This window comes from Streptomyces sp. NPDC098789, from assembly GCF_044759975.1.
Lineage (GTDB): Bacteria > Actinomycetota > Actinomycetes > Streptomycetales > Streptomycetaceae > Streptomyces.
On the sequence record NZ_JBIWAJ010000013.1, the window covers coordinates 69,365 to 90,605 of the forward strand.

At 72.0% G+C, this 21,241-nt stretch carries 21 protein-coding genes and 1 tRNA gene; 14 read left to right on the forward strand and 8 right to left on the reverse strand.

The window, feature by feature from the left end:
* Nucleotides 1–98: 98 nt before the first annotated feature.
* The gene (locus tag ACIQWR_RS24980) at nucleotides 99–1,337 is read left to right on the forward strand and encodes a sensor histidine kinase (protein ID WP_404013458.1); all 1,239 of its coding nucleotides are present in this window, start codon (nucleotides 99–101) and stop codon (nucleotides 1,335–1,337) included.
* A complete protein-coding gene (locus tag ACIQWR_RS24985) occupies nucleotides 1,334–2,014 on the forward strand; it encodes a response regulator transcription factor (protein WP_007265514.1) in 681 nt (226 codons plus the stop codon). The genes ACIQWR_RS24980 and ACIQWR_RS24985 overlap by 4 nt, the downstream gene beginning before the upstream one ends.
* Before the next feature lie 168 nt (nucleotides 2,015–2,182).
* Here the strand turns inward: ACIQWR_RS24985 and ACIQWR_RS24990 are convergent, their stop codons facing one another.
* On the reverse strand, nucleotides 2,183–2,869 hold the full coding sequence (locus ACIQWR_RS24990; RefSeq protein WP_404013461.1) for a DUF461 domain-containing protein: 687 nt from the start codon (nucleotides 2,867–2,869) through the stop codon (nucleotides 2,183–2,185).
* A 533-nt stretch (nucleotides 2,870–3,402) separates the two neighbouring features.
* Here ACIQWR_RS24990 and ACIQWR_RS24995 point away from each other — a divergent pair.
* The 6 genes from ACIQWR_RS24995 to ACIQWR_RS25020 all read left to right on the forward strand — a co-directional run bounded on the left by ACIQWR_RS24995 (nucleotide 3,403) and on the right by ACIQWR_RS25020 (nucleotide 9,667).
* Nucleotides 3,403–3,885 (forward strand): CarD family transcriptional regulator, encoded by a 483-nt coding sequence (locus ACIQWR_RS24995; protein ID WP_006380568.1) that lies wholly within the window; start codon nucleotides 3,403–3,405, stop codon nucleotides 3,883–3,885.
* A 285-nt stretch (nucleotides 3,886–4,170) separates the two neighbouring features.
* Nucleotides 4,171–4,917 carry a 2-C-methyl-D-erythritol 4-phosphate cytidylyltransferase gene (gene ispD, locus ACIQWR_RS25000; protein WP_404013464.1) on the forward strand — a complete coding sequence of 249 codons (747 nt, stop codon included), beginning with the start codon at nucleotides 4,171–4,173 and terminating at the stop codon, nucleotides 4,915–4,917.
* On the forward strand, nucleotides 4,907–5,452 hold the full coding sequence (gene ispF / locus ACIQWR_RS25005; RefSeq protein ID WP_404013467.1) for a 2-C-methyl-D-erythritol 2,4-cyclodiphosphate synthase: 546 nt from the start codon (nucleotides 4,907–4,909) through the stop codon (nucleotides 5,450–5,452). The genes ispD and ispF overlap by 11 nt, the downstream gene beginning before the upstream one ends.
* Before the next feature lie 106 nt (nucleotides 5,453–5,558).
* On the forward strand, nucleotides 5,559–6,959 hold the full coding sequence (gene cysS, locus ACIQWR_RS25010; protein ID WP_404013470.1) for a cysteine--tRNA ligase: 1,401 nt from the start codon (nucleotides 5,559–5,561) through the stop codon (nucleotides 6,957–6,959).
* A gap of 88 nt (nucleotides 6,960–7,047) precedes the next feature.
* Nucleotides 7,048–8,004, forward strand: a complete 957-nt coding sequence (gene rlmB / locus ACIQWR_RS25015) for a 23S rRNA (guanosine(2251)-2'-O)-methyltransferase RlmB (protein WP_404013473.1) — start codon at nucleotides 7,048–7,050, stop codon at nucleotides 8,002–8,004.
* Nucleotides 8,005–8,146: 142 nt separating this feature from the next.
* Nucleotides 8,147–9,667: a DoxX family membrane protein gene (locus ACIQWR_RS25020; protein WP_404013474.1), complete on the forward strand. Its 1,521-nt coding sequence runs from the start codon at nucleotides 8,147–8,149 to the stop codon at nucleotides 9,665–9,667.
* Nucleotides 9,668–9,794: 127 nt separating this feature from the next.
* Here ACIQWR_RS25020 and ACIQWR_RS25025 read toward each other — a convergent pair whose 3' ends face one another.
* The 3 genes from ACIQWR_RS25025 to ACIQWR_RS25035 form a co-directional block, all read right to left on the reverse strand.
* Nucleotides 9,795–10,592 carry an NDP-sugar synthase gene (locus ACIQWR_RS25025; RefSeq protein ID WP_404013866.1) on the reverse strand — a complete coding sequence of 266 codons (798 nt, stop codon included), beginning with the start codon at nucleotides 10,590–10,592 and terminating at the stop codon, nucleotides 9,795–9,797.
* Nucleotides 10,593–10,700: 108 nt separating this feature from the next.
* On the reverse strand, nucleotides 10,701–11,114 hold the full coding sequence (locus ACIQWR_RS25030; protein ID WP_399266585.1) for a hypothetical protein: 414 nt from the start codon (nucleotides 11,112–11,114) through the stop codon (nucleotides 10,701–10,703).
* Nucleotides 11,115–11,302: 188 nt separating this feature from the next.
* Entirely contained in the window at nucleotides 11,303–12,391 is a 1,089-nt protein-coding gene (locus tag ACIQWR_RS25035) for an ABC transporter ATP-binding protein (RefSeq protein WP_404013478.1), read from the reverse strand.
* Nucleotides 12,392–12,584: 193 nt separating this feature from the next.
* Here ACIQWR_RS25035 and ACIQWR_RS25040 point away from each other — a divergent pair, with 193 nt between their 5' ends.
* Nucleotides 12,585–13,253 carry a hypothetical protein gene (locus ACIQWR_RS25040; RefSeq protein ID WP_404013481.1) on the forward strand — a complete coding sequence of 223 codons (669 nt, stop codon included), beginning with the start codon at nucleotides 12,585–12,587 and terminating at the stop codon, nucleotides 13,251–13,253.
* A 201-nt stretch (nucleotides 13,254–13,454) separates the two neighbouring features.
* On the opposite strand, the gene ACIQWR_RS25045 is transcribed toward ACIQWR_RS25040, so the two are convergent.
* Nucleotides 13,455–14,828 (reverse strand): RNA-guided endonuclease InsQ/TnpB family protein, encoded by a 1,374-nt coding sequence (locus ACIQWR_RS25045; protein ID WP_404013484.1) that lies wholly within the window; start codon nucleotides 14,826–14,828, stop codon nucleotides 13,455–13,457.
* Nucleotides 14,829–14,987: 159 nt separating this feature from the next.
* Here ACIQWR_RS25045 and ACIQWR_RS25050 point away from each other — a divergent pair.
* Nucleotides 14,988–15,063 (forward strand) — tRNA-Thr (locus ACIQWR_RS25050).
* A 107-nt stretch (nucleotides 15,064–15,170) separates the two neighbouring features.
* On the opposite strand, the gene ACIQWR_RS25055 is transcribed toward ACIQWR_RS25050, so the two are convergent.
* Nucleotides 15,171–16,568: an NAD(P)/FAD-dependent oxidoreductase gene (locus tag ACIQWR_RS25055; protein WP_404013487.1), complete on the reverse strand. Its 1,398-nt coding sequence runs from the start codon at nucleotides 16,566–16,568 to the stop codon at nucleotides 15,171–15,173.
* A gap of 150 nt (nucleotides 16,569–16,718) precedes the next feature.
* On the opposite strand from ACIQWR_RS25055, the gene ACIQWR_RS25060 reads away from it, so the two are divergent.
* The 3 genes from ACIQWR_RS25060 to ACIQWR_RS25070 are packed head-to-tail and all read left to right on the forward strand — an operon-like array spanning nucleotide 16,719 to nucleotide 18,914.
* Nucleotides 16,719–17,441 (forward strand): DsbA family protein, encoded by a 723-nt coding sequence (locus ACIQWR_RS25060; protein ID WP_404013490.1) that lies wholly within the window; start codon nucleotides 16,719–16,721, stop codon nucleotides 17,439–17,441.
* A 25-nt stretch (nucleotides 17,442–17,466) separates the two neighbouring features.
* Complete coding sequence (locus tag ACIQWR_RS25065) at nucleotides 17,467–18,396, forward strand: aminoglycoside phosphotransferase family protein (protein WP_404013491.1); 930 nt, start codon at nucleotides 17,467–17,469, stop codon at nucleotides 18,394–18,396.
* Between the two features lie 47 nt (nucleotides 18,397–18,443).
* On the forward strand, nucleotides 18,444–18,914 hold the full coding sequence (locus tag ACIQWR_RS25070; RefSeq protein ID WP_404013493.1) for a GNAT family N-acetyltransferase: 471 nt from the start codon (nucleotides 18,444–18,446) through the stop codon (nucleotides 18,912–18,914).
* A 33-nt stretch (nucleotides 18,915–18,947) separates the two neighbouring features.
* Here ACIQWR_RS25070 and ACIQWR_RS25075 read toward each other — a convergent pair whose 3' ends face one another.
* Nucleotides 18,948–19,952 carry a zinc-binding dehydrogenase gene (locus tag ACIQWR_RS25075; protein WP_404013496.1) on the reverse strand — a complete coding sequence of 335 codons (1,005 nt, stop codon included), beginning with the start codon at nucleotides 19,950–19,952 and terminating at the stop codon, nucleotides 18,948–18,950.
* 103 nt (nucleotides 19,953–20,055) lie between these two features.
* Here ACIQWR_RS25075 and ACIQWR_RS25080 point away from each other — a divergent pair, with 103 nt between their 5' ends.
* Entirely contained in the window at nucleotides 20,056–20,715 is a 660-nt protein-coding gene (locus ACIQWR_RS25080) for a pentapeptide repeat-containing protein (RefSeq protein WP_404013499.1), read from the forward strand.
* A gap of 22 nt (nucleotides 20,716–20,737) precedes the next feature.
* Here the strand turns inward: ACIQWR_RS25080 and ACIQWR_RS25085 are convergent, their stop codons facing one another.
* The gene (locus tag ACIQWR_RS25085) at nucleotides 20,738–21,241 is read right to left on the reverse strand and encodes a hypothetical protein (RefSeq protein ID WP_404013502.1); all 504 of its coding nucleotides are present in this window, start codon (nucleotides 21,239–21,241) and stop codon (nucleotides 20,738–20,740) included.

Genomic DNA, 21,241 nt, shown 5'->3' on the forward strand with positions numbered 1-21,241 from the left:
AATCAGCACCGTCGCCACGGTGAACTCTGGGCGACGAGTGTTCGAGGTGCCACCCGAACGGCTGTGGAACTCTCGTCGCACCTGCTTAACCTGGACACATGGACGTGAACGCGGCGGTCGCCGCAGCTGCAGCGATCGCCGGGTTGTGTACCGGTGTGATCGCCATGCTGGCGTTCCGCTGGAGCGAGCGCGACCAGGCCCGCCCCACGCGGAGCGCCATGCGCCCCGACATCAATGCGGTACTCCCGCCCGGAGTGGACACCGTCCTCTCCGTACTCCGCTCCTCCGCCGTCGTACTGGACGAGGGCGACGCCGTGGTCAAGGCCAGCTCGGCGGCGTACGCCCTCGGGCTGGTCCGCGGCGGCAAGCTGGCCGTGGAGCCCATGCTCCACATGGCCCGCGACACCCGCCGCGACGGGGAGATACGCCAGATCGAGCTGGACCTCCCGCGCCGCGGCACCGGCCGCGGCGAGGCCCTCGCGGTCTCGGCGCGGGTCGCCCCGCTCGGCTCCCGGCTGGTGCTGCTGCTGGTCGAGGACCTGACGGAGGCCCGCCGGATCGAGGCGGTCCGCCGTGACTTCGTCGCCAACGTCTCGCACGAGCTGAAGACGCCCGTCGGCGCGATCTCGCTGCTGTCCGAGGCCGTCATGGACGCGGCCGACGACCCCGAGGCGGTCACCCGCTTCGCCGGCCGCATGCAGATCGAGGCGACCCGGCTGATCAACCTCGTCCAGGAGCTGATCGACCTCTCCCGGGTCCAGAACGACGACCCGCTGGAGGACGCCGAGCCGGTACGGGCCGACACCCTCGTCGCCGAGGCCATCGACCGCTGCCGTCACACGGCCTCCTCGAAGCAGATCACCATGGCTGTCGGCGGCACCGCCGACCTGCGGATATGGGGCAACCGGGGGCAGCTCGCCGCCGCCCTGGGGAACCTCGTCGAGAACGCCGTGAACTACAGCCCCGCCCGCACCCGCGTCGGCATCGCCGCGCGCCGGGTGAACGCGCCGGGTGGAGACTTGATCGAGATAGCCGTGACCGACCAGGGCATCGGCATCCCGGAGAAGGACCGCGAGCGCATCTTCGAGCGCTTCTACCGCGTGGACCCGGCCCGCTCCCGCGCCACGGGAGGCACGGGCCTCGGCCTCGCGATCGTGAAGCACGTGGCCGCCTCGCACGGCGGGGAGGTCACCGTGTGGAGCTCGGAGGGACAGGGCTCCACCTTCACCCTGCGGCTCCCGGAGGCAGCCGTACCGGTCTCCGCCGCAACCGCCGACCCCGCCCGACCCGTGCTCCAAACCGAACCAGCCATTCCTGCCCCGGAGGTCCTTCCGTGACCCGAGTGCTCGTCGTCGAGGATGAGGAATCCTTCAGCGACGCCCTGTCCTACATGCTCCGCAAGGAGGGCTTCGAGGTCGCCATCGCCGCGACCGGGCCCGACGGGCTGGACGAGTTCGAGCGCAACGGCGCCGACCTCGTCCTCCTCGACCTGATGCTCCCCGGGCTGCCCGGTACGGAGGTGTGCCGGCAGCTGCGCGGCCGCTCCAACGTCCCGGTGATCATGGTGACCGCCAAGGACAGCGAGATCGACAAGGTCGTCGGGCTGGAGATAGGAGCCGATGACTACGTCACCAAGCCCTTCTCCTCGCGCGAGCTGGTCGCCCGCATCCGCGCGGTGCTGCGCCGCCGCGGCGAGCCGGAAGAGGTGACCCCGGCGGCCCTGGAGGCCGGCCCGGTCCGGATGGACGTCGACCGGCACGTGGTCACCGTCGCCGGCGCCAAGGTCGACCTCCCGCTCAAGGAGTTCGACCTCCTGGAGATGCTGCTGCGCAACGCGGGACGCGTGCTGACCCGCATGCAGCTGATCGACCGGGTGTGGGGCGCGGACTACGTGGGTGACACCAAGACCCTCGACGTCCACGTCAAGCGCCTGCGCGCCAAGATCGAGCCGGACCCGGGCGCGCCGCGCTACCTGGTCACGGTCCGCGGCCTCGGCTACAAGTTCGAGCCGTAAACCGCTTCGAGCCGTGAACCGCTTCGAGCCGTAACCCGGCGCCGTGCGGCCCCGCGCGGGGCCGCACGCAGGAGGGCCTCCCCCGGATTCCGGGGGAGGCCCTCCTGCTGTACGTGCGTGCGCTCCCAGGAGCCGCGTCAGCGAGCTGCGATCAGGGAGCGGCCGGGCTCAGTGACCGGCGCTGTGCGACGGCGAAGCGGAGCCTGAGGGGGACGTCGCCGCGCCAGAGGCCGCGCCCGAGGGGGTGCCGGACGGCGAGCCCGAGGGGGCCGGGGAACCGGAGGGCGCGCCCGAGGGGGAGGCGGAGGCGCCGGTGGACGGCGTGGGACCGGCGGCCGGGGCCTCGGTCGGGCCGAAGCCCGCGTAGAAGCCGGCCGCGGGGACGACGAAGGCGGCCAGCTCGACGTCACCGGCCTTGCTCAGCTGGAAGACGACCTTCTGGGCGTCGCCGTCCTTGACGGCCTGGCGGCCGCCCTCGATGACGGCCGAGGCGTTGCCCTTGCCGCCGAGCACGACGGAGCCGTGCGCGGGCACGGTGACCTTGGCGGCGCCCGTGGCGTCCTTCAGCGTCACCTTGCCGGTGGCACCCGCAAGAGTGACGGCGTCGAGGGTCTGCGGGGCGTCGCCGCCGTTGAAGACGGTCGCCGAGACGACGGCGGGGCCCTTGCCGTCCTTCGTGCCCTGGGTGATCACCAGAGCGTTCTGGACCTTGATGTCGCCCTTGGTCGCGAAGGCGTTGTCCGGCTTGATTTCGAGCGTCTGAGCGTCCTTGCCCGCGCCGCATGCGGCGAGCGAGGCGATCGAGAACGCGAGGGCGGCGGCGGCGAGAGCGCCGCGTCGAAGGCTGCGGCTCACGGCGGCGGCAACTCCTAGGACGTACGGACGGAGGACGGGGTGGGGCGCTCAGGCTGGGGGTAAAGCCGGCCTAAGGGTGTGTCAGCGGGCTTAGGTTACCGAGCCGCCGCCCCGCCCCCGCACCCGACCCTCCGCAGCGGCCGGGCCACCCTGAACCCGTCCGGTCGATCTTGCAATTGGCGGGCAATTCCGGGATTCCTTCGAACAGGACTCCGTGATCAATTCGGGATTGGGCCGGAACCCGCTACAGACGGGGCCCGCCAGTCGAACGGAGTAGTTCGGTTTCCGCGCGCCGAACCAGTCAAAACGGGACGTACGTCACGTCGAGCGCGACGCTCCGCGGGTGTAGCGTGGTCGATTCTGTCCGTCCGCGCAGTGGCTCCGACCTGCGAATACCCCCTTCCGGAAGCCCTGCGCAGCACGTTCGTGTCGCTGTTGTCAAGCCCCGAGATAGGCCCTGACCTGCGAAAACGCCATTCATAACAGTCGGTTCTCGTGTTACCCTGGATAGCCACGGAAGGGGTACCTGTCACATGACGTTCAAGGTTGGCGACACCGTGGTCTATCCCCATCACGGGGCCGCGCTGATCGAGGCTATCGAAACTCGCCAGATCAAAGGCGTGGACAAGACCTACTTGGTGCTCAAGGTCGCCCAGGGTGACCTGACGGTTCGCGTCCCTGCGGACAATGCGGAGTTCGTGGGCGTCCGCGACGTGGTCGGCCAGGAAGGGCTGGACCGGGTCTTCGAGGTGCTTCGTGCACCGTACGCCGAAGAGCCGACGAACTGGTCCCGTCGTTACAAGGCAAATCTGGAGAAGCTCGCCTCTGGCGATGTCATCAAGGTCGCGGAAGTCGTCCGTGACCTGTGGCGTCGTGAGCGCGAGCGCGGGCTCTCCGCGGGCGAGAAGCGCATGCTCGCGAAGGCGCGTCAGATCCTGGTGAGCGAGCTCGCGCTCGCCGAGAACACCAACGAGGACAAGGCCGAGGCCCTCCTCGACGAGGTTCTCGCGTCCTGACGCGACGAACCGTCCACACAGCAGTCGTGCCGCGGTGCCCTATGACGGCCCTCTCGCTCGCCGAGAGGACTGTCGCCGGGTGCTGCGGCATCTCTGTTTGTCGCACTTCTGTTCGTCGCGCTCACGCGTGCAGCGCTCACTCACCACCCCGCGCATGGCGCAGTGGCGTGCCGGGTCCGGGCAGCCGGCTCGACCGGTCGTCACGGAAGGGGCGAGGGCGTCGTACCCGGCACCCTTCTGGCCATACCCACGTCGGCCGAAGTCACAAACCCGGAGCCACCACCGATGTATGACGAAACGCGCCCCCACCGCACCGCGGCGGTGATTCCCGCCGCGGGCCGCGGCACCCGGCTCGGTCCCGGGGCCCCCAAGGCCCTGCGCTCCCTGGGCGGCGTCCCCATGCTGATCCACGCCGTGCGCGCCATGGCCCGCTCCCGCGCGGTCTCCCTCGTGGTCGTCGTCGCTCCGCCCGACGGGGCCGCGGAGGTCAAGCACCTCCTCGACGAGCACGCCCTGCCGGAAAGGACCGACTTCCTCGTCGTCCCCGGCGGCGAGACCCGCCAGGAATCCGTACGGGCCGGCCTGGACGCCCTTCCGGACGGCATCACCTCCGTCCTCATCCACGACGCGGCCCGCCCCCTGGTCCCCGTCGACACGGTGGACGCGGTCGTCGAAGCCGTCCGCGCCGGCGCCCCCGCCGTGGTGCCCGCGATGCCGCTGGCCGACACCGTCAAGGAGGTCGAGCCCGGCGAGCCGGGCGAGCCCGAGCCGGTCGTCGCCACCCCCGAGCGGGCCCGGCTGCGCGCCGTGCAGACTCCCCAGGGCTTCGACCTCGCCACCCTGGTCCGCGCCCACGAGCGCATCGCCGTCAACGGCGAGGGCGCCACGGACGACGCCGGAATGGTGGAAAAGCTCGGGGTCCCCGTGGTCCTCGTCCCCGGGCACGAAGAGGCCTTCAAGGTCACCCGCCCGCTCGACCTGGTCCTCGCCGACGCCGTACTCGCCCGCAGGAGGGCCACCGATGTCTACTAGCCCCCTGCCCACCGGCGCCGTGTCCACCGGCCCCGTGTCCGCCGGCCCCCGGCCGCTCGTCCCGCAGATCGGCATCGGCACCGACGTCCACGCCTTCGAGACCGGCCGTGAACTGTGGTGCGCGGGTCTGCTCTGGGAGGGCGAGGACGGTCTCGCCGGCCACTCCGACGGCGACGTCGCCGCCCACGCGGCCTGCGACGCCCTCTTCTCCGCGGCCGGCGTCGGCGACCTCGGCGCGCACTTCGGCACCTCCCGCCCCGAGTGGTCGGGCGCCTCCGGCGTCACCCTCCTGGCCGAGGCGGCCCGGATCGTCCGCGCCGAGGGCTTCGAGATCGGGAACATCGCCGTCCAGGTCATCGGCGTGCGCCCGAAGGTCGGCAAGCGGCGCGACGAAGCGCAGAAGGCGCTGGGGGCCGCGGCCGGAGCCCCCGTCTCCGTTTCCGGCACCACGACCGACGGCCTCGGCCTCACCGGCCGGGCCGAGGGCCTCGCCGCGATCGCCACGGCGCTGGTGTACCGCACGAGCGGGGCCTGAGGGCGACCGTACGGACGCCCCGCACGGCACCGCTTCGGCAACAAAGGCGCCCCGCGCCCCCGAAAGGGTCGCGGGGCACTGCTACGCGCGCACTACCCTGGATGCCGTGACCCTTCGCCTGTACGACACCAGCGCCCGGCAGATCCGTGACTTCACTCCGCTCGTCGCGGGCTGCGTCTCGATCTACCTCTGTGGTGCCACCGTGCAGGCGGCCCCGCACATCGGGCACGTGCGCTCGTACCTGAACTTCGACATCATGCGCCGCTGGCTCACCTACCGCGGCCTCGACGTCACCTTCATCCGCAACGTCACCGACATCGACGACAAGATCATCGCGAAGGCGGCCGACCAGGGCCGCCCCTGGTGGTCCATCGGCTACGACAACGAGCGCGCCTTCAACGACGGTTACGACGCGCTGGGCTGCCTCCCGCCCACCTACGAGCCGCGCGCGACCGGGCACGTGCCGGAGATGGTCGAGATGATGCGCACGCTCATCGAGCGAGGCCACGCCTACGAGGCGGACGGCAGCGTCTACTTCGACGTGCGCTCCTTCCCGGGCTACCTGCAGCTGTCCAACCAGGACATCGACGACCTGCGCCAGCCCCCGGAGAACGGCATCACCGGCAAGCGCGACCCGCGCGACTTCGCCATGTGGAAGGCCTCCAAGCCCGGCGAGCCCGACTGGGAGACCCCCTGGGGCCGCGGTCGTCCCGGCTGGCACCTGGAGTGCTCCGCGATGGCCCACAAGTACCTGGGCAGCGCCTTCGACATCCACGGCGGCGGCCTCGACCTGATCTTCCCGCACCACGAGAACGAGATCGCCCAGGCCAAGGCCTTCGGCGACGAGTTCGCGAAGTACTGGGTGCACAACGCCTGGGTCACCATGTCCGGCGAGAAGATGTCGAAGTCCCTCGGGAACTCCGTCCTCGTCTCCGAGATGGTCAAGCAGTGGCGCCCGATCGTCCTGCGCTATTACCTCGGCACCCCGCACTACCGCTCGATGATCGAGTACAGCGAGGAATCCCTGCGCGAGGCCGAATCCGGCTTCGCCCGCATCGAGGGCTTCATCCAGCGCGTCATCGAGAAGGCCGGCAAGCCCGTCGAGCCCGCCACCGAGGTGCCGCCCGCCTTCGCCGAGGCCATGGACGAGGACCTCGGCGTCCCGCAGGCCCTCGCGATCATCCACACCACCGTCCGCCAGGGCAACAGCGCGCTCGCCGCCGACGACAAGGACACCGCGATCGCCCGCCTGGCCGAGGTACGGGCCATGCTGGGCGTCCTCGGACTCGACCCGCTCGACCCGCACTGGGCCGGCGAGACCGACCGGGGCGAGGACCTGCACGGCGCCGTCGACACCCTCGTCCGCCTCGTCCTGGAGCAGCGCGAGTCCGCGCGGGCCCGCAAGGACTGGGCGACCGCCGACGCGATCCGCGACCAGCTCCAGCAGTCCGGTCTGGTCATCGAGGACGGTCCGACGGGTCCCCGCTGGACGCTCGGCCCCCGCTGAGCTCCGAGGCTCGTGGTGCCGCCCGGCGCTCCGGGCGGCACACTCTTCATACGTACACACTGCTGAACAAACGAAACAGGTAGAGGTCATGGCCGGGAACAGCCAGCGCAGGAACCGCCGCACGTCCAACAAGAAGGGTGCGACGGTCGGCAGCGGTGGCCAGCGGCGCAGGGGCCTGGAAGGCAAGGGCCCCACGCCCAAGGCCGAGGACCGCAAGAAGCACAAGGCCAACCGCATCGCCGGCGCCATGGCCCGCCAGGCCGCCAAGCGCCGCCCGGCCCCCCGTCGCGGCGGCCCCAAGGGCACCAGCGAGATGGTCGTCGGCCGCAACCCGGTCTTCGAGGCCCTGCGCGACGGCGTGCCCGCCACGACCCTCTACGTGCAGCAGTTCATCGACAACGACGAGCGCGTCCGCGAGGCCCTCCAGCTCGCCGCAGCGCGCGGCAACATCAACCTGATGGAAGCCCCGCGGCCCGAGCTCGACCGCATGACCAACGGCCTCAACCACCAGGGCATGGTCCTCCAGGTCCCGCCGTACGAGTACGCGATGCCGGACGAGCTGACCGCGGCCGCCTACGACAACGGCGAAGAGCCCCTCATCGTCGCCCTCGACGGCGTCACCGACCCGCGCAACCTCGGCGCGATCATCCGCTCCACCTCCGCCTTCGGCGGCCACGGCGTGGTCATCCCCGAGCGCCGCGCCGCCAGCATGAACGCCGGTGCCTGGAAGTCCTCCGCCGGCACCGCGGCCCGCACCCCGGTCGCCCGGGTCACCAACCTGACCCGCGCCCTGGAGGCGTACAAGAAGGAAGGCCTGACGGTCGTGGGCCTCGCCGCCGACGGCACGCACACGGTCGACGACCTCGAACAGCTCGCCGGGCCCGTCGTCATCGTCATCGGCAGCGAGGGCAAGGGCCTCGGCCGTCTCGTCGGCGAGACCTGCGACTACCTCGTCCGCATCGCGATGCCGGGCGGCGCCGAGTCGCTCAACGCCGGTGTCGCGGCGGGTGTGGTCCTGTACGAGGCCGCGCGTCGCCGCGCCTGAGCAGTCCCCTTTGGTACCGGGCCGGGTGAACGCTTTCACCCGGCCGGGTCCCGCCCGGGCCCCCGAATTGGGCTGATCTTGACGGGTCTCGGACACATCCCTGCTGTCAAGGCAGTGTCCTAAACACTCATCACTCGGTTAGATGAGTGTGGACACCAGAACGCCAGGGTTCGACGACCAGCCCGCGCTGAGCATGGTCAAGGTGCCGTGCGACCCCGCACAGGTCATCGTCAACCACGCCAGCTTCCGTGTGCGGCTCGCTCCGAGCCCGAGCGCGCGTCCCAAGCCCCCCGCGAACGGCCCCTTCCCGGGCCGCGCCCCCGCCCTCGGCGCTGCCGCCGCCGTCGCCGCCGGAGCGGGCCGTCGCCGTGCGCCCGTCGTCTGGAGCGGCAGGTCCGCCCCCGGCGACGCCGCCGCGATGGGCGGTCTCCTGCAGGCCGTACGGGAGGCGGGCCGCGGCCACGACGAGTACGACGGCGGCGACACCCAGGTCATCCCGCGCATCGACCTGGCCCAGGACCTCGCCGACGACACCCTCGCCACGCCGACCGTCATCGGCCAGCGCACCTACGGCGACCCGGACGACACCCGCGCCATGGCGCCCGTACGCGGCCTGCCCTACGAACAGCAGTACGGCGACGGCGCGGCGGGCGGCGCCGGCGAGGAGAACCGGCGCGCCGCCTCCGACGCGCGCGGGCAGGCCTCGTACTACCCCGGCCGCCGGATGAACCTCGGCGTCGTCCTGCTCCCGCTGCGCGTCTTCCTCGGCTTCATCTCCATCTACGCCGGCATGGGCAAGCTCTGCGACCCCGTCTACTTCGACGGCGGCGAGCGCGGCTCCATGGTCACCTGGCTGCGCACCCTGCACCCCTGGGCGCTCGCCGAACCGTTGCGCGACTTCGCCCTCGCCCACCCGGTCGGCGCCGGGCTCACCGTGGCCTTCCTCCAGGTCGCCGTCGGCGTGCTGACGGTGTTCGGGCTCTGGCAGCGCTTCGCCGCCTGCTTCGGCGCGCTGCTGTCGGCGGCCCTGCTGATGACGGTGAGCTGGAAGACCGTCCCGGCCTACGACGCCCCCGACATCATCTACCTCGCCGCCTGGAGCCCGCTGATCATCGCGGGCGCCCCCGTCTACTCCCTGGACGGCCGCCTCGCCGGCGAGGCCTGGCGCACGCTCGGCCCGCGCTCCGAGATCTGGCGGCTGCGCCGGCGCGTCCTGCGGCGCGGCGCGATGATGGCGACCGTCGTCTGCGGACTCACCCTCCTCGTCGGCTCCCTGCTCGGCGGCGCGGTCCGCTCCTCCACCGTGGTCACCGTGCCCGGCCCGGGCCAGGCGCCCAGCAACTACCTGCCGGGCTCCCCGCTCCCGCAGGAGCCCTCCACCTCGCGGCAGCCCCTGAAGCAGCAGCCCTCCAAGACGGGCACCCCCTCCGCGAAGCCGTCGGAGAGCGCCTCGAAGGCCGCGCGAACGGGCTCGGGCGCCCCCTCCAAGTCGACGGCGGGCAGCGGCGCCGAGTCCCCGGCCGCGACCCGCTCCGGAGCCGGCCAGCCCGGGCGCGGCAGCTCCCCGCGCCAGTCCACCCCGAAGTCCACCTCCACGGGCGGCGCCGGTTCCTCCGCACCGGCGAAGAAGCCCGGCCTGGTCGGCGGCCTGCTGGGCGGCTGACCACCCCCCGCACCACGGAACGCCCGCACCACGGAACGCCCGCACCACGACACCGGGGCCCGGTACGCGACCTGCGTACCGGGCCCTGTTGCGTGGGCGCGGCCACGCTCCTGCCGTCGGACACGCCCTAGACGGGCCTGTGGGCCGCCAACTCGCGCGCGGCCTCGGTCAGGTCCTTCGCCGTGTCGATCGCCCGCCAGTAGGCCCCCTGGGGCAGCGGGAAGCCCGCCAGCCGGCGCTCGCGGGCCAGCCGCGGGAAGGTGGTGCGCTCGTGGTCGCCCAAGTCGGGAAGGAGCGCGGTGAATTCGGCCGCGAAGACGTACACGCCGGCGTTGATCAGATAAGGCGACGGCGGGGACTCGATGAAGTCCAGGACCTGACCGAACTCGTTGGTCTCCACCGCCCCCCACGGGATCCGCGGCCGGGCGAGCGCGAGCGTCGCGGTCGCCGCGCGCTCGGCGTGGAAGGCGGCCATCTCCCGCAGCGAGAACCGGGTCCAGATGTCGCCGTTGGTCGCGTACCACGGCGCGTCCGGCTGCGGCAGGTGCGCGGCGGCGTACTTCAGGCCGCCGCCGCGGCCCAGCGGTTCGTCCTCCACGACCGTGCTGACCCGCAACGGCAGGTCGGCCCCGGCCAGCCAGTCCTGGAGCACGCCGGCGAGGTGCCCGCAGGAGATCACGACGTCGGTGACGCCTTCGGCCGCCAGCCAGGCCAGTTGGTGCCCGATGATCGGCGTCCCGGTCCCCGGGATCTCCACCATCGGCTTCGGCCGGTCGTCCGTGTACGGCCGCAGCCGCGAACCCTGGCCGCCCGCCAGGACCACCGCCTGGGTGGGCGCCTGGGGGGACGGGACCGGGTCCGCGGCCGCGGGATGCCGAACGGGCGGGGCGGGCGGGGGGTCGGTGGCTGCGGGGGCGTCCGTCATACGGGGCATACCGGGCAGCCTAGGGCCTGCCGTCGACGCCCCGTCGTCGCCCGGCGGGGCGGACGGGGGTGGGTGGCAGGCCTCAGGGGGTGCCGGGTGGGCGCCGGGTCAGCTGAAGGAGGCGACGCCGGCCGCGTACGAGGTGTCGCACACGGGGCGCGCGAACGTCTGGGCCTTGGTGGGCCCGTACGCGTCCACGGCCGCCCGGCCGATCGCCCGGGCGATGCCCACGCAGTGGTCGGCGAGCGACGGCCGCCGGTCCACCTCCTGCTGGAGGTGCGTGAGGACGACGCCGGGCTCCTTGCCCTGCTGCAGTTCGCCGAGCAGCTTCTCGCGCAGCGCGTCCTGCGCGGCGAGGGGCTTCGCGGGAACGTTCACGTTCTCGGAGGAGGCGGTGAGGATCTGGGACGGGGTGCTGTCGGCCCAGGGAACCATGGTGACCGCGAGGGTCCCGGACAGGACCAGGACGACGGGCAGGACCAGGGCGAGGGAACGGCCGATACGGCGGGCAGAGTGGGTCACGAGGGCGAGAGTAGCGCTCGGTGAAGATTTGGCGACATTTAGTCACCCGGTCGGGGGACGGTTCGACGTGGCTTTTCGAATGGGGCGTTGACGAACGATGCTCGAAAAGCGACGTTCTGCCGGGGTAAAAGGGCGTTGGGCGCACTCCCGTGCGCCCAACGCCCCCCAGCCGTTGATCAGTTGGTCGATCAGTTGGCGAGACGCTCGCCCGACGAGGTGGAGAACACGTGGGTCTCGCCCGCGCGCGGCACCACGTTCAGCACCGCGCCCTTCTCCGGCACCTGACGGCCGTTGACCCGGACCACGATGTCCTGCGGCTTGTCGTCGATCGTCGCCGTGCCGTAGACGTAGCCGTCCGCGCCCAGCTCCTCGACCACGTTGACCGTGACGGCCAGGCCGCCCTCGCTGGCGATGTCGAAGTGCTCGGGTCGCACGCCGACCGTCACCACGCGGTCACCGGCGTCCGCGGCCGCCGAGAGCGCCTCGCGGGCGATCGGGACCAGTGCGTCGCCGAACTTCACGCCGCCGTCGGTGATCGCGACCTCGACCAGGTTCATCGCGGGCGAGCCGATGAAGCCGGCGACGAACAGGTTCGCCGGGCGGTCGTACATGTTGCGCGGGGTGTCCACCTGCTGGAGCAGGCCGTCCTTGAGCACCGCGACCCGGTCGCCCATGGTCATGGCCTCGACCTGGTCGTGGGTGACGTACACGGTGGTGATGCCCAGGCGGCGCTGGAGGCTCGCGATCTGCGTGCGGGTGCTGACGCGGAGCTTGGCGTCCAGGTTGGACAGCGGCTCGTCCATCAGGAACACCTGCGGCTGGCGCACGATCGCGCGGCCCATCGCGACGCGCTGGCGCTGACCGCCGGAGAGCGCCTTCGGCTTGCGGTCGAGGTACGCGCGCAGGTCCAGGATGTCCGCGGCCTCTTCGACCTTCTTGCGGATGGTGGCCTTGTCCACACCGGCGATCTTGAGCGCGAAGCCCATGTTGTCGGCGACGGACATGTGCGGGTACAGCGCGTAGTTCTGGAACACCATCGCGATGTCCCGGTCCTTGGGCGGCAGGTGCGTGACGTCGCGGTCGCCGATGCGGATGGCGCCGCCGTTGACGTCCTCCAGCCCGGCCAGCATGCGCAGGGAGGTGGACTTGCCGCAGCCCGAGGGGCCGACGAGGACGAGGAACTCGCCGTCCTCGACATGCAGCTCCAGCTGGTCCACGGCGGGCTTGTCGCCCCCGGAGTAAATGCGGGTCGCCTTGTCGAACGTGACAGAAGCCATGGTGGTGAATCCCTTCTACCGGCAGGAACGTGCCGGACGATCCGAGTAGGAAGGTCTAGTCCAGTCGCTGGACTCCGCCCGACGCTACCCGTCCCCCTCCCCTCCTGTCAGCACCTGGCCGGGGGTGACTTCCGCGACTGTCGGAGGCGGCTATCAGAGCTGGCTGTCAGAGGTGACTGCTTCGATCCCACCCATGACCATCCACGACCTGACCCGCGCCCTGCCCGACATCGAGACCCTGCGCGCCCGCTGCCGCGCGATGGCGGCCCTGGAAGTGGTGATCGGCGGCGAGGGGGACGGCGGCTACTTCTCCTACGCCCCGCAGTGGGGCCCGGGGGAGGAAGCGGCCCTGATGGACAACGGCTCCGGCGACGAATACGCGATCGTCTTCACCACGGCCGGCGCCTTCGGGTACGGCTTCGACCACGAGTCGCCGATGAGCCCCTGGGCCCACGAGGACCGGACGACCTGGCCCGGCCTGCTCGACGGTGTACCGGAGGCCTTCGCACCGCAGCTGTCGGAGTCGGCCTTCGCCACGGACGAGGGCGTCCTCCCCGCGACGGCGGTCTTCTGGCGCGAGAGCGGCGACACGGCCTGGCGCGCGGGCCCGGTCGCCTTCCCGGAGGGCGTCCCCGACCCCGACGGCACCGACCACCTCTTCGCCGTCCTCGCCGCCGGCACCCCGGAGGCCTACCGCGACTTCGCCGAGGACTACTGGGATACCGACCTCCCCCTCGACGCCGTCCGCCACCTATGGGAACTGCGCCCCCTGACGGAAGCCGTCGTGGACGCCCTCAACCCGGGCCTGCCCCTGGAGGTGGTCACGCCGTGGCTGGCGCGCCTCGGGTACCCGGGGGCGTGAGGGATATCGGCCAGAGCATCACTCTTTTGGCCTGTCGGAGAGCAGTTGCCCTTTGACCCCGTCGCCGCCCTCGCGGGCGACGGTTCCTGCTTCACCGTCCGCCGCCCGCCGGTCCAGCCCTGGGGGCGGCACCGGAAGGTCTCACACGGACTCCACAGGCGAGAAGACCGACGACCCGTCGGCCTGTTGATCAGGTACGGCCTACACGGCCGTCACGCATTCGGGCAGGCCGGACGCGCGGATGATCGACGGTGGATTCTTGTCGGGCGGCAGAGCCTGCGCCACCAGCCGGTACAACCGCAGTCCTTCGTCGCGCAGGTTCACCGCCGCGTTCCCGTCCCGGTCGTGTACTGCTCCGCACGCGGCGCACGTCCACGACCGGACGGACAGGTCGAGTCGCTCGCCCTTGGTGTGGCAGGCCGAGCAGCGCCGTGTCGACGGGAAGAAACGGTCGACGACCACCAAGGTGCGCCCGTACCAGGCCGCTTTGTACCGGAGCATTTCCAGGAGCGTGCCCCAGGAGGCGTCGACCATGGAATTCCTCAGCCTCTTCGTGCGCATGAGGTTCGCGACGGCCAGGTCTTCCACCACGAGCACTTGGTTCTCGCGCACGAGGCGGGTGGTGAGCTGGTCGAGGCTGTCCTTGCGGATGTCGGTGATCGACGCGTACAGCTCGGCGATCTTCAACCGGGCCTTGCCGCGGTTGTTCGAGCCCTTCTGTTTGCGGTGCAGCTCCTTCTGGAGTCGAGCCAGCTTCTTCTTGTGCTTCTTCAACAGCTGGGGGTGGTCCACTGTGCTGCCGTCGTCCAGCGTGACCAGCGCGGTCAGCCCGAGATCGATCCCGACTGCCTTCGGAGCGTCGGTACCCGGCAGGAACGCGGTGGGCAGTGGGGCGACGCGCTCCTCCACGAGCACGTAGAGGAAGAAACGGCCGGCGCGGTCACGGGTGACCGTCAGCTTCACCGGCGCGACCCCGGCGGGCAGTGCCCGGGACCAGCGCACGTCCAACGGCTCCGTCTGCTTCGCCAGGGTGATCAGCGCGGTGCCGGGCCGCTCGGGGTCCTCGTGCCACCGGAAGCCGGTGCGGACGTACGTGGCCGAGTCCCGCGACCGGTGCTTGCGCTTCGGCTTCGGGTACTTCGCGGCTCCCTTGAAGAAGCGGCTGAACGCGGAGTCTAGGTGGCGCAGAGACTGTTGGAGCACGGTCGACGAGACGTCTGCCAGCCAAGCGGTCTCCGGGGCCCTGCGCCAGCCGGTCAGAGCGCGGGAGGTCTCGGCGAAACCGAGGGAGACGTGGTGTTCCTCCCAGGCCTTCACCCGTAGGGCGAGGCCCTCGTTGTAGACCCAACGACAGGCGCCGAACGTCCTCACCAACTGCTCGGCCTGGGCGTCGGTGGGGTAGAAGCGGTAGCGGTACGCCCGCTGCTGCGTACCCGGTTCCTTCGGGTGGCCCTTGAGCGGCCTGGCGGCCCGCTGCTGGTGCTTGCGCGGGTCCGGGATGCCCAGGACCTCGCGCTTGAGGCGTTCGGCAGCGGCGCCTGTGAGGCGCTCCTGCTGCTCCGCGGCGTCGGCCACGAACCCTCCCACCCCTACGGTCCGATAGTCGGATGTGCACTTCAGTACGTAGAACGAACGGGTGGGCGAGCGGTTACGGGGGCCGAAAAGCTCTTCGCGGCGGAGTCTGGTGGCTGTGTAGAGTGAAGGCGATTCTGTGCGCTGTGCAGTGTCACGCGCGCCGCCTTAGCTCAGTTGGTAGAGCAACGCACTTGTAATGCGTAGGTCGTCGGTTCGATTCCGACAGGCGGCTCCATCCCAGGTCAGAGGGTTGTTGGCCGCAAGGGATTCGTACAGAAGTGGAAGGCCCCGGGCGGTTGCCCGGGGCCTTTTGCGTGGGGTTTCGTATGGGGTGCGCGGGGGTCAGTGGCGGCCCGAGATGCGGTCGGCCAGGCGGGCCAGGGGGGTCGTCGTGGGGGTGTGCGTGCGGGTTTCGCGGCGGTCGGCCTCGCGGTAGGCGGCGTACAGGGCCTGGACGCCGAGCCAGCGCAGGGGTTCCGGTTCCCAGCGGCGGACGCGGTGGTCCACCCAGGGGAGGGTGGTCAGGGCCGTGGGGCCGCCCTGGCCGGAGTCCTGCTGGACCAGGTCGCACAGGGTGCGCGCGGCCAGGTTGGCGGTGGCTACGCCGGAGCCGACGTAGCCGCCGGCCCAGCCCAGGCCCGTCGCCCGGTCGAGGGTGACCGAGGCGCACCAGTCGCGCGGGACGCCGAGGACACCTGACCAGGCGTGCGTGATGGGGGTGCCGGTGAGCTGGGGGAAGAAGGACGTGAGGAGGGTGGTGAGGGCCTCGACGGTGGCGGGCTGGGTGCGGCCGTCGTTGTCGGTGCGCGAGCCGTAGCGGTAGGGGACACCGCGGCCGCCGATGGCGATGCGGTCGTCGGCGGTGCGCTGGGCGTACATGTAGGCGTGGGCCATGTCGCCGAGGGTGGCGCGGTCGGCCCAGCCGAGGGAGTCCCAGGTGGCGGCGGACAGCGGGGCGGTCACGATCATCGAGGAGTTCATCGGGAGCCAGGAGCGCTTCTGGCCCTTGAGGGAGGCGGTGAAGCCCTCGGTGCAGCGCAGGACGTAGGGGGCGCGGACGGTTCCGTAGGGGGTGACGGCCCGCTTGGGGGCGATGGCGGTGACCGGGGTGGATTCGTGGATGGTCACGCCGAGGCGTTCGCAGGCGTTGGCGAGGCCGGTGACGAGCTTGGCGGGGTGGATGCGGGCGCCGTGCGGGCTCCAGGTGCCGCCGACGGCGTCGGCGACGTCGACGCGGGCGCGGGTGTCGCGGGCGCCGAGCAGGACGCGGTCGTTCTCGCCGAAGGCGGTCTCGGCGGCGTGGAAGGCCTTGAGCCGGGCCAGTTGGGCGGGGCTGCGGGCGACTTCGAGGACGCCGCCGCGGTGGACGTCGGCGTCGATGCCTTCCTTCGCCGCGGTGTCGATGACCTCGGTGACGGTGTCGTTCATGGCCTTCTGGAGGCGCACGGCGGCGTCGTGGCCGTGCAACGTGGCATAGCGGTCGCGGCCGGCGATGCCGTTGTAGAGCCAGCCGCCGTTGCGTCCGGAGGCGCCGTAGCCGCAGAACTTCTGCTCCAGGACGGTGATCCGGAGGAAGGGGGCGGCCTGCTTGAGGTAGTAGGCGGTCCACAGGCCCGTGTAGCCGCCGCCGACGATGACGACGTCGGCCGTGGCGTCGCCGGTGAGGGGTTCGCGGGGTGGTGGGGTGCCGTCCGAGGCGTACCAGAAGGAGATGCCGCCGTTGATCGTCGCGCTGGTCATGGGGGAGTGGTACACCGCGTTCCGCAGGGGTGTCCAGGGGATCGATCGCGGGCCTTATGGCCGATGCGGCCCCGCGGGGGTGGTTCCTAAGGTGGAGTCCGGATATGTCCATCGATGTGTGGTGTACGGGGTTCGGAGAGGGCGGGTCGGATGCGCAAGAGGGTGACGGCGGCGGTGGCGGCGCGGGTGGTCGCGCTGGGCGCCGCGGCGGTGCTGTTGGGCGGGGCGGTGCTGGGCTGTTCCTCGGACGCGGGGCAGGGCGCGGGCGCGCAGGCGGCGGCCGGTGTGGTGCGGACCAGCCCGATCGCCGGGGAGCTGTCGAAGCTGCCGGCGCGGGTGGACGGCTCGAAGATCGTGGTCGGCCGCCCGGACGCGCCGCGGACGCTGCAGGTGCTGGTGGATCCGCGGTGCGGCCACTGCGCGAAGTTCGAGGAGGGCGGCGGTCGGACGCTCTCGGAGCTGGCCGGTGCCGGGAAGGTGAAGGTGGAGTACCTGTTGGCGTCCTTCACGGACCAGGGCGGGGCCAGCGGTTCGGTCAAGGCGGTGAACGCGCTGCGGGCCTCCCTCGACCAGGGGAAGTTCGCGGAGTACCACGCGGCGGTCTTCGCCAGCCAGCCGAAGGGCAGGTTCACCGACGGGCACCTGCTGGAGATCGCCTCCGCGGTGCCGGGGCTGCGGGGCGCGGACTTCGACGGGGCGGTCAAGGGGATGACGTACAAGGGGTGGGTCACCGAGGCCGAGAAGGGCTTCGAGGCGACGGGCAACGACCGGACGCCGCTGGTGCTGCTGGACGGCAAGCCGGTGGGGACGGACGGGTCGATGTTCGACGCGGCCGCGTTCGCGGGGACGTTGAAGGCGGCCGGGATCGGCTAGGAGCGGGCCTCGGTAGGGTCGGGGCATGGTCGACATTCCGGACGGGCTGGTCGAGGCGCAGCGGGAGTGCAACGGGGCGCGGGGGCGGGAGTTCCTGGACGCGTTGCCGGGCCTCGCGGCGCGTTTCCTGGAGCGGTGGGAGCTGCGGCGCACGGGCCCCGCGATGCACGGGATGACGGCGTTGGTGCTGCCGGTGCGGCGGGCCGACGGGAGTGCGGCGGTGCTCAAGCTCGTCCTTCCGGACGAGGAGAACGCGGGGGAGGCGCTCGCGCTGCGGGCCTGGGACGGGCACGGGTGCGTGCGGTTGCTGGAGCACGACGGGGGCTCGGGGGCGCTGTTGCTGGAGCGGCTCGACGAGGGTCGGCCGCTGTCGGCGCTGGCCGAGGCGGAGGGGGACGCGCGGGGTGCGGTGCGGGTGGTCGCGGCGTTGTTGGGGCGGCTGACGCGGGTGCCGGCTCCGGTGGGGTTGCGGGGGTTGGGGGAGATCGCGGCCGGGTTGGCGGCCGAGGCGCCGGGGGCGGTGGCGGGGCTGGCGGACGCGGGGGAGCGGGGGTTGTTGCGGGACTGCGCGGCGGCGCTGGCGGAGGTGGCGGGCGAGCCGGGGGACCGGCTGCTGCACTGGGACCTGCACTTCGACAACGTGCTGGGTGCGGGGGTCCGTACGGGCGCGGGCGGGGCGCGGGGCGTGCGGGGGGAGTGGGTGGCGATCGATCCGAAGCCGTTGTCGGGGGATCCGGGGTTCGAGTTGCTGCCGGCGATCGTGAACCGGTTCCGTGCGGATGAGGTGCTGTGGCGCTTCGACCTGCTGGCCGGGGAGTTGGGCTTGGACCGCGAGCGGGCTCGGGCGTGGACGCTGGGGCGGGTGGTGCAGAACGCGGTGTGGGACGTGGCGGACGGGGAGTCGGCCCTGGGGGAGGAGCAGGCGGAGGTGGCGCGGTTGTTGCTCGGGCGGTGAGGCGCTGAGGGGGTGAGGGGGGTGAGGGGGCGGCTTAGGCTGCGGGGATGATCCGTACAGCGACTGAAGCCGATGTCCCCGCGATTCACGCGATGGTGCGTGAACTCGCCGAGTACGAGAAGGCCCTGCACGAGGTGCGGGCCACGGAGGACCAGCTCCGGGAGGCCCTGTTCGGCGAGCGGCCCGCGGTTTTCGCGCACATCGCGGAGACCGATGCGGGCGAGGTGGCGGGCTTCGCGCTGTGGTTCTTGAACTTCTCGACGTGGCGCGGTGTGCACGGCATCTATCTGGAGGACCTGTACGTCCGCCCGGAGCACCGCGGTGGTGGGTACGGGAAGGCGCTGCTGCGGGAGTTGGCGGGGCTCTGCCGGGAGCGGGGTTACGAGCGCCTGGAGTGGTGGGTGCTGAACTGGAACGAGCCGGCGATCTCCTTCTACGAGTCGCTGGACGCGGTGGCTCAGGACGAGTGGACGGTGTTCCGGCTGACGGACGAGGCCTTGGCGCGGCTGGGCGGTTAGGCCGTCTCTTTCGGATCTTGCCGCGCTGCGGGCTCAGGGTTCCAGGACGACCTTGCCGGTGGTGGCGCGGGTTTCCAGGGCGCGGTGGGCGGCCGCGGCTTCGGCGAGCGGGTAGCGCTGGAGGGCGGGGCGCAGCCGGCCCGCGGCGGCTTCGGCCAGGGCGCGGGTCTCCAGGGTGCGGATCGGGTCGGGGCCGCCGGCGCGCTGGAGCATGGCGGGGCCGAGGACGGGCTGCGTGGTGATGCCGCGGGCGGTGAGGGCGGCGCGTTCGGCGTCGGTGAGGGTCAGCGGGCCGCCGGACTGGCCGAAGACCAGGTGCAGGGCGCCGGGGGCGAGCAGGTCGAGGGCGGTGCGGGCGACCGTACCGCCGACGGAGTCGAAGAGGACCGTGGCGCCGGGGGCGGGTAGGTCGTCGAGGTGGGCGCGGACGGCGACGGGCCAGTCGGGGCGGGTGTAGTCGAGGGCGAGGTCGGCGCCGCCCGCGCGGGCCATCTCGGCCTTGGCGGCGCCGCCCGCGAGGGCGATGACGGTGGCCCCGGCGTTCTTCGCGTGTTGCACGAGGAGGGTGCCGATGCCGCCGGCGGCGGCGGGGACCAGGGCGATCGAGTCCGGGCCGAGGTCGGTGAAGCCGAGGATTCCCAGGGTGGTGCGGCCGGTTCCGATCATGGCGACGGCCGCGGCGGGGTCGAGGCCGGGCGGGACGTGGTGCAGCCGTTCGGCGTCGGCGACGGCGTATTCGGCGTAACCGCCTGGGGCGAAGCCGAGGTGGGTGACGACCCGGCGGCCGAGCCACTTCGGGTCGGTGCCGGGGCCGAGGGCGTCGACGGTACCGGCGACTTCGCGGCCGGGGACGGTGGGCAGGTCGGGGAGGGCGGGCAGGGGGCCCTGTCGGCCCTGGCGCAGCAGGGTGTCGAGGAGGTGGACCCCGGCGGCGGCGACGGCGATGCGGACCTGGCCGTGGGCGGGGACGGGGGTTTCGGTCACCTCGTGGACGAGGTTCTCGGCGGGGCCGAAGGCGTGGAGTCGGATGGCGTGCATGGCACCGACTCAACAACCTGAAGCGTGGTTGAGGTCAAGGGTGTGGCGCCGGTCCGGCGCCGGGCCGGCCCGCCCTGTCAGTGGGTTGGGTCAGGATGGGCGCATGGCGCGAAAAGTGAAGGCTGTGCGGCGGGCAGAGGTGCGGTTGCCGGAGTTGCGGCCCTTCGAGGACGTGGAGCTGGAGCCGGACGGGGACTACGACGGGCTGGAGTTCGCGGACCTGGACCTGGGCGGGCAGGAGGGCGTCGGGGCCCGGTTCATGGACTGCGCGCTACGGCGCTGCGCCCTGGACGAGACGGGGCTGGCGCGGGCCCGCTTCATGGACGCGGTGCTGGAAGGGGTGCGCGGGGTCGGCACCGATCTGGCGGCGGCTTCGCTGCGCGACGTGGAGCTGCGGGACGCCCGGCTGGGCGGGGTGCAGCTGCACGGGGCGGTGCTGGAGCGGGTGCTGGTCAGCGGCGGGAAGATCGATTACCTGAACCTGCGCAAGGCCCGGCTGAAGGACGTGGTCTTCGAGGGCTGCGTCCTGGTCGAGGCCGATTTCGCGGGCGCGGTGCTGGAGCGGGTGGAGTTCCGTGACTGCGCGCTGCGCGGGGTGGACTTCAGCGGGGTGCGGATGACGGACGTGGACCTGCGGGGCGCGGCCGAGCTGGACATCGCGCGGGGGGTGGAGTCGCTGGCGGGTGCGGTGATCAGCCCGCCGCAGCTGCTGGACCTGGCTCCGGCGCTGGCGGCGCAGGTGGGTCTGCGGGTGGAGGTGTAGGGGGCGATACCCGTACCGCTGGTTACGCCGGGACGCGGGGGAAGCGGGTCTGGAGGGTCCAGATGGTCGGGTTGTCGGCCAGCCCGTCGTGCATGTCGGTGAGGTCCGCGATCACGTCGTGGAGGAAGTCGCGGGCCTCGCGGCGCAGCAGTCGGTGGCTGAAGGTGATGGGGGCTTCCTCGGCGTCCATCCAGTCGGCCTCGATGTCGACCCAGCCGAAGCGGCGCTCGAAGAGCATGCGGTCCGAGGACTCGGTGAAGTCGAGTTCGGCGTACTGGCGGTTCGCGGCGCGGCTGCCCCGGGGGTCCTGGTCGAGCTGCTCGACGATGTCGCACAGCGCCCAGGCGAAGTCCAGGACGGGCACCCATCCCCAGGCTGTGGATACTTCCCGGTCCGCGTTGGTGTCGGCGAGGTAGACGTCGCCGCAGAAGAGGTCGTGGCGCAGGGAGTGGACGTCCGCCGAGCGGTAGTCGGTCTGCGGGGGGTCCGGGAAGCGCCGGGAGAGGGAGTAGCCGATGTCGAGCAC

Coding starts and splice junctions, on each gene's coding strand:
- ispD (WP_404013464.1), top strand. CDS start 4,171: ATGTATGACGAAACGCGCCCCCACCGCACCGCGGCGGTGATTCCCGCC.
- ACIQWR_RS25075 (WP_404013496.1), bottom strand. CDS start 19,952: ATGCACGCCATCCGACTCCACGCCTTCGGCCCCGCCGAGAACCTCGTC.
- ACIQWR_RS25060 (WP_404013490.1), top strand. CDS start 16,719: ATGCGCAAGAGGGTGACGGCGGCGGTGGCGGCGCGGGTGGTCGCGCTG.
- ACIQWR_RS25020 (WP_404013474.1), top strand. CDS start 8,147: ATGAGTGTGGACACCAGAACGCCAGGGTTCGACGACCAGCCCGCGCTG.
- ACIQWR_RS25035 (WP_404013478.1), bottom strand. CDS start 12,391: ATGGCTTCTGTCACGTTCGACAAGGCGACCCGCATTTACTCCGGGGGC.
- ACIQWR_RS24980 (WP_404013458.1), top strand. CDS start 99: ATGGACGTGAACGCGGCGGTCGCCGCAGCTGCAGCGATCGCCGGGTTG.
- ACIQWR_RS25025 (WP_404013866.1), bottom strand. CDS start 10,592: ATGACGGACGCCCCCGCAGCCACCGACCCCCCGCCCGCCCCGCCCGTT.
- ACIQWR_RS25040 (WP_404013481.1), top strand. CDS start 12,585: ATGACCATCCACGACCTGACCCGCGCCCTGCCCGACATCGAGACCCTG.
- ACIQWR_RS25080 (WP_404013499.1), top strand. CDS start 20,056: ATGGCGCGAAAAGTGAAGGCTGTGCGGCGGGCAGAGGTGCGGTTGCCG.
- ispF (WP_404013467.1), top strand. CDS start 4,907: ATGTCTACTAGCCCCCTGCCCACCGGCGCCGTGTCCACCGGCCCCGTG.
- ACIQWR_RS25055 (WP_404013487.1), bottom strand. CDS start 16,568: ATGACCAGCGCGACGATCAACGGCGGCATCTCCTTCTGGTACGCCTCG.
- ACIQWR_RS25070 (WP_404013493.1), top strand. CDS start 18,444: ATGATCCGTACAGCGACTGAAGCCGATGTCCCCGCGATTCACGCGATG.
- ACIQWR_RS24995 (WP_006380568.1), top strand. CDS start 3,403: ATGACGTTCAAGGTTGGCGACACCGTGGTCTATCCCCATCACGGGGCC.
- rlmB (WP_404013473.1), top strand. CDS start 7,048: ATGGCCGGGAACAGCCAGCGCAGGAACCGCCGCACGTCCAACAAGAAG.
- ACIQWR_RS25065 (WP_404013491.1), top strand. CDS start 17,467: ATGGTCGACATTCCGGACGGGCTGGTCGAGGCGCAGCGGGAGTGCAAC.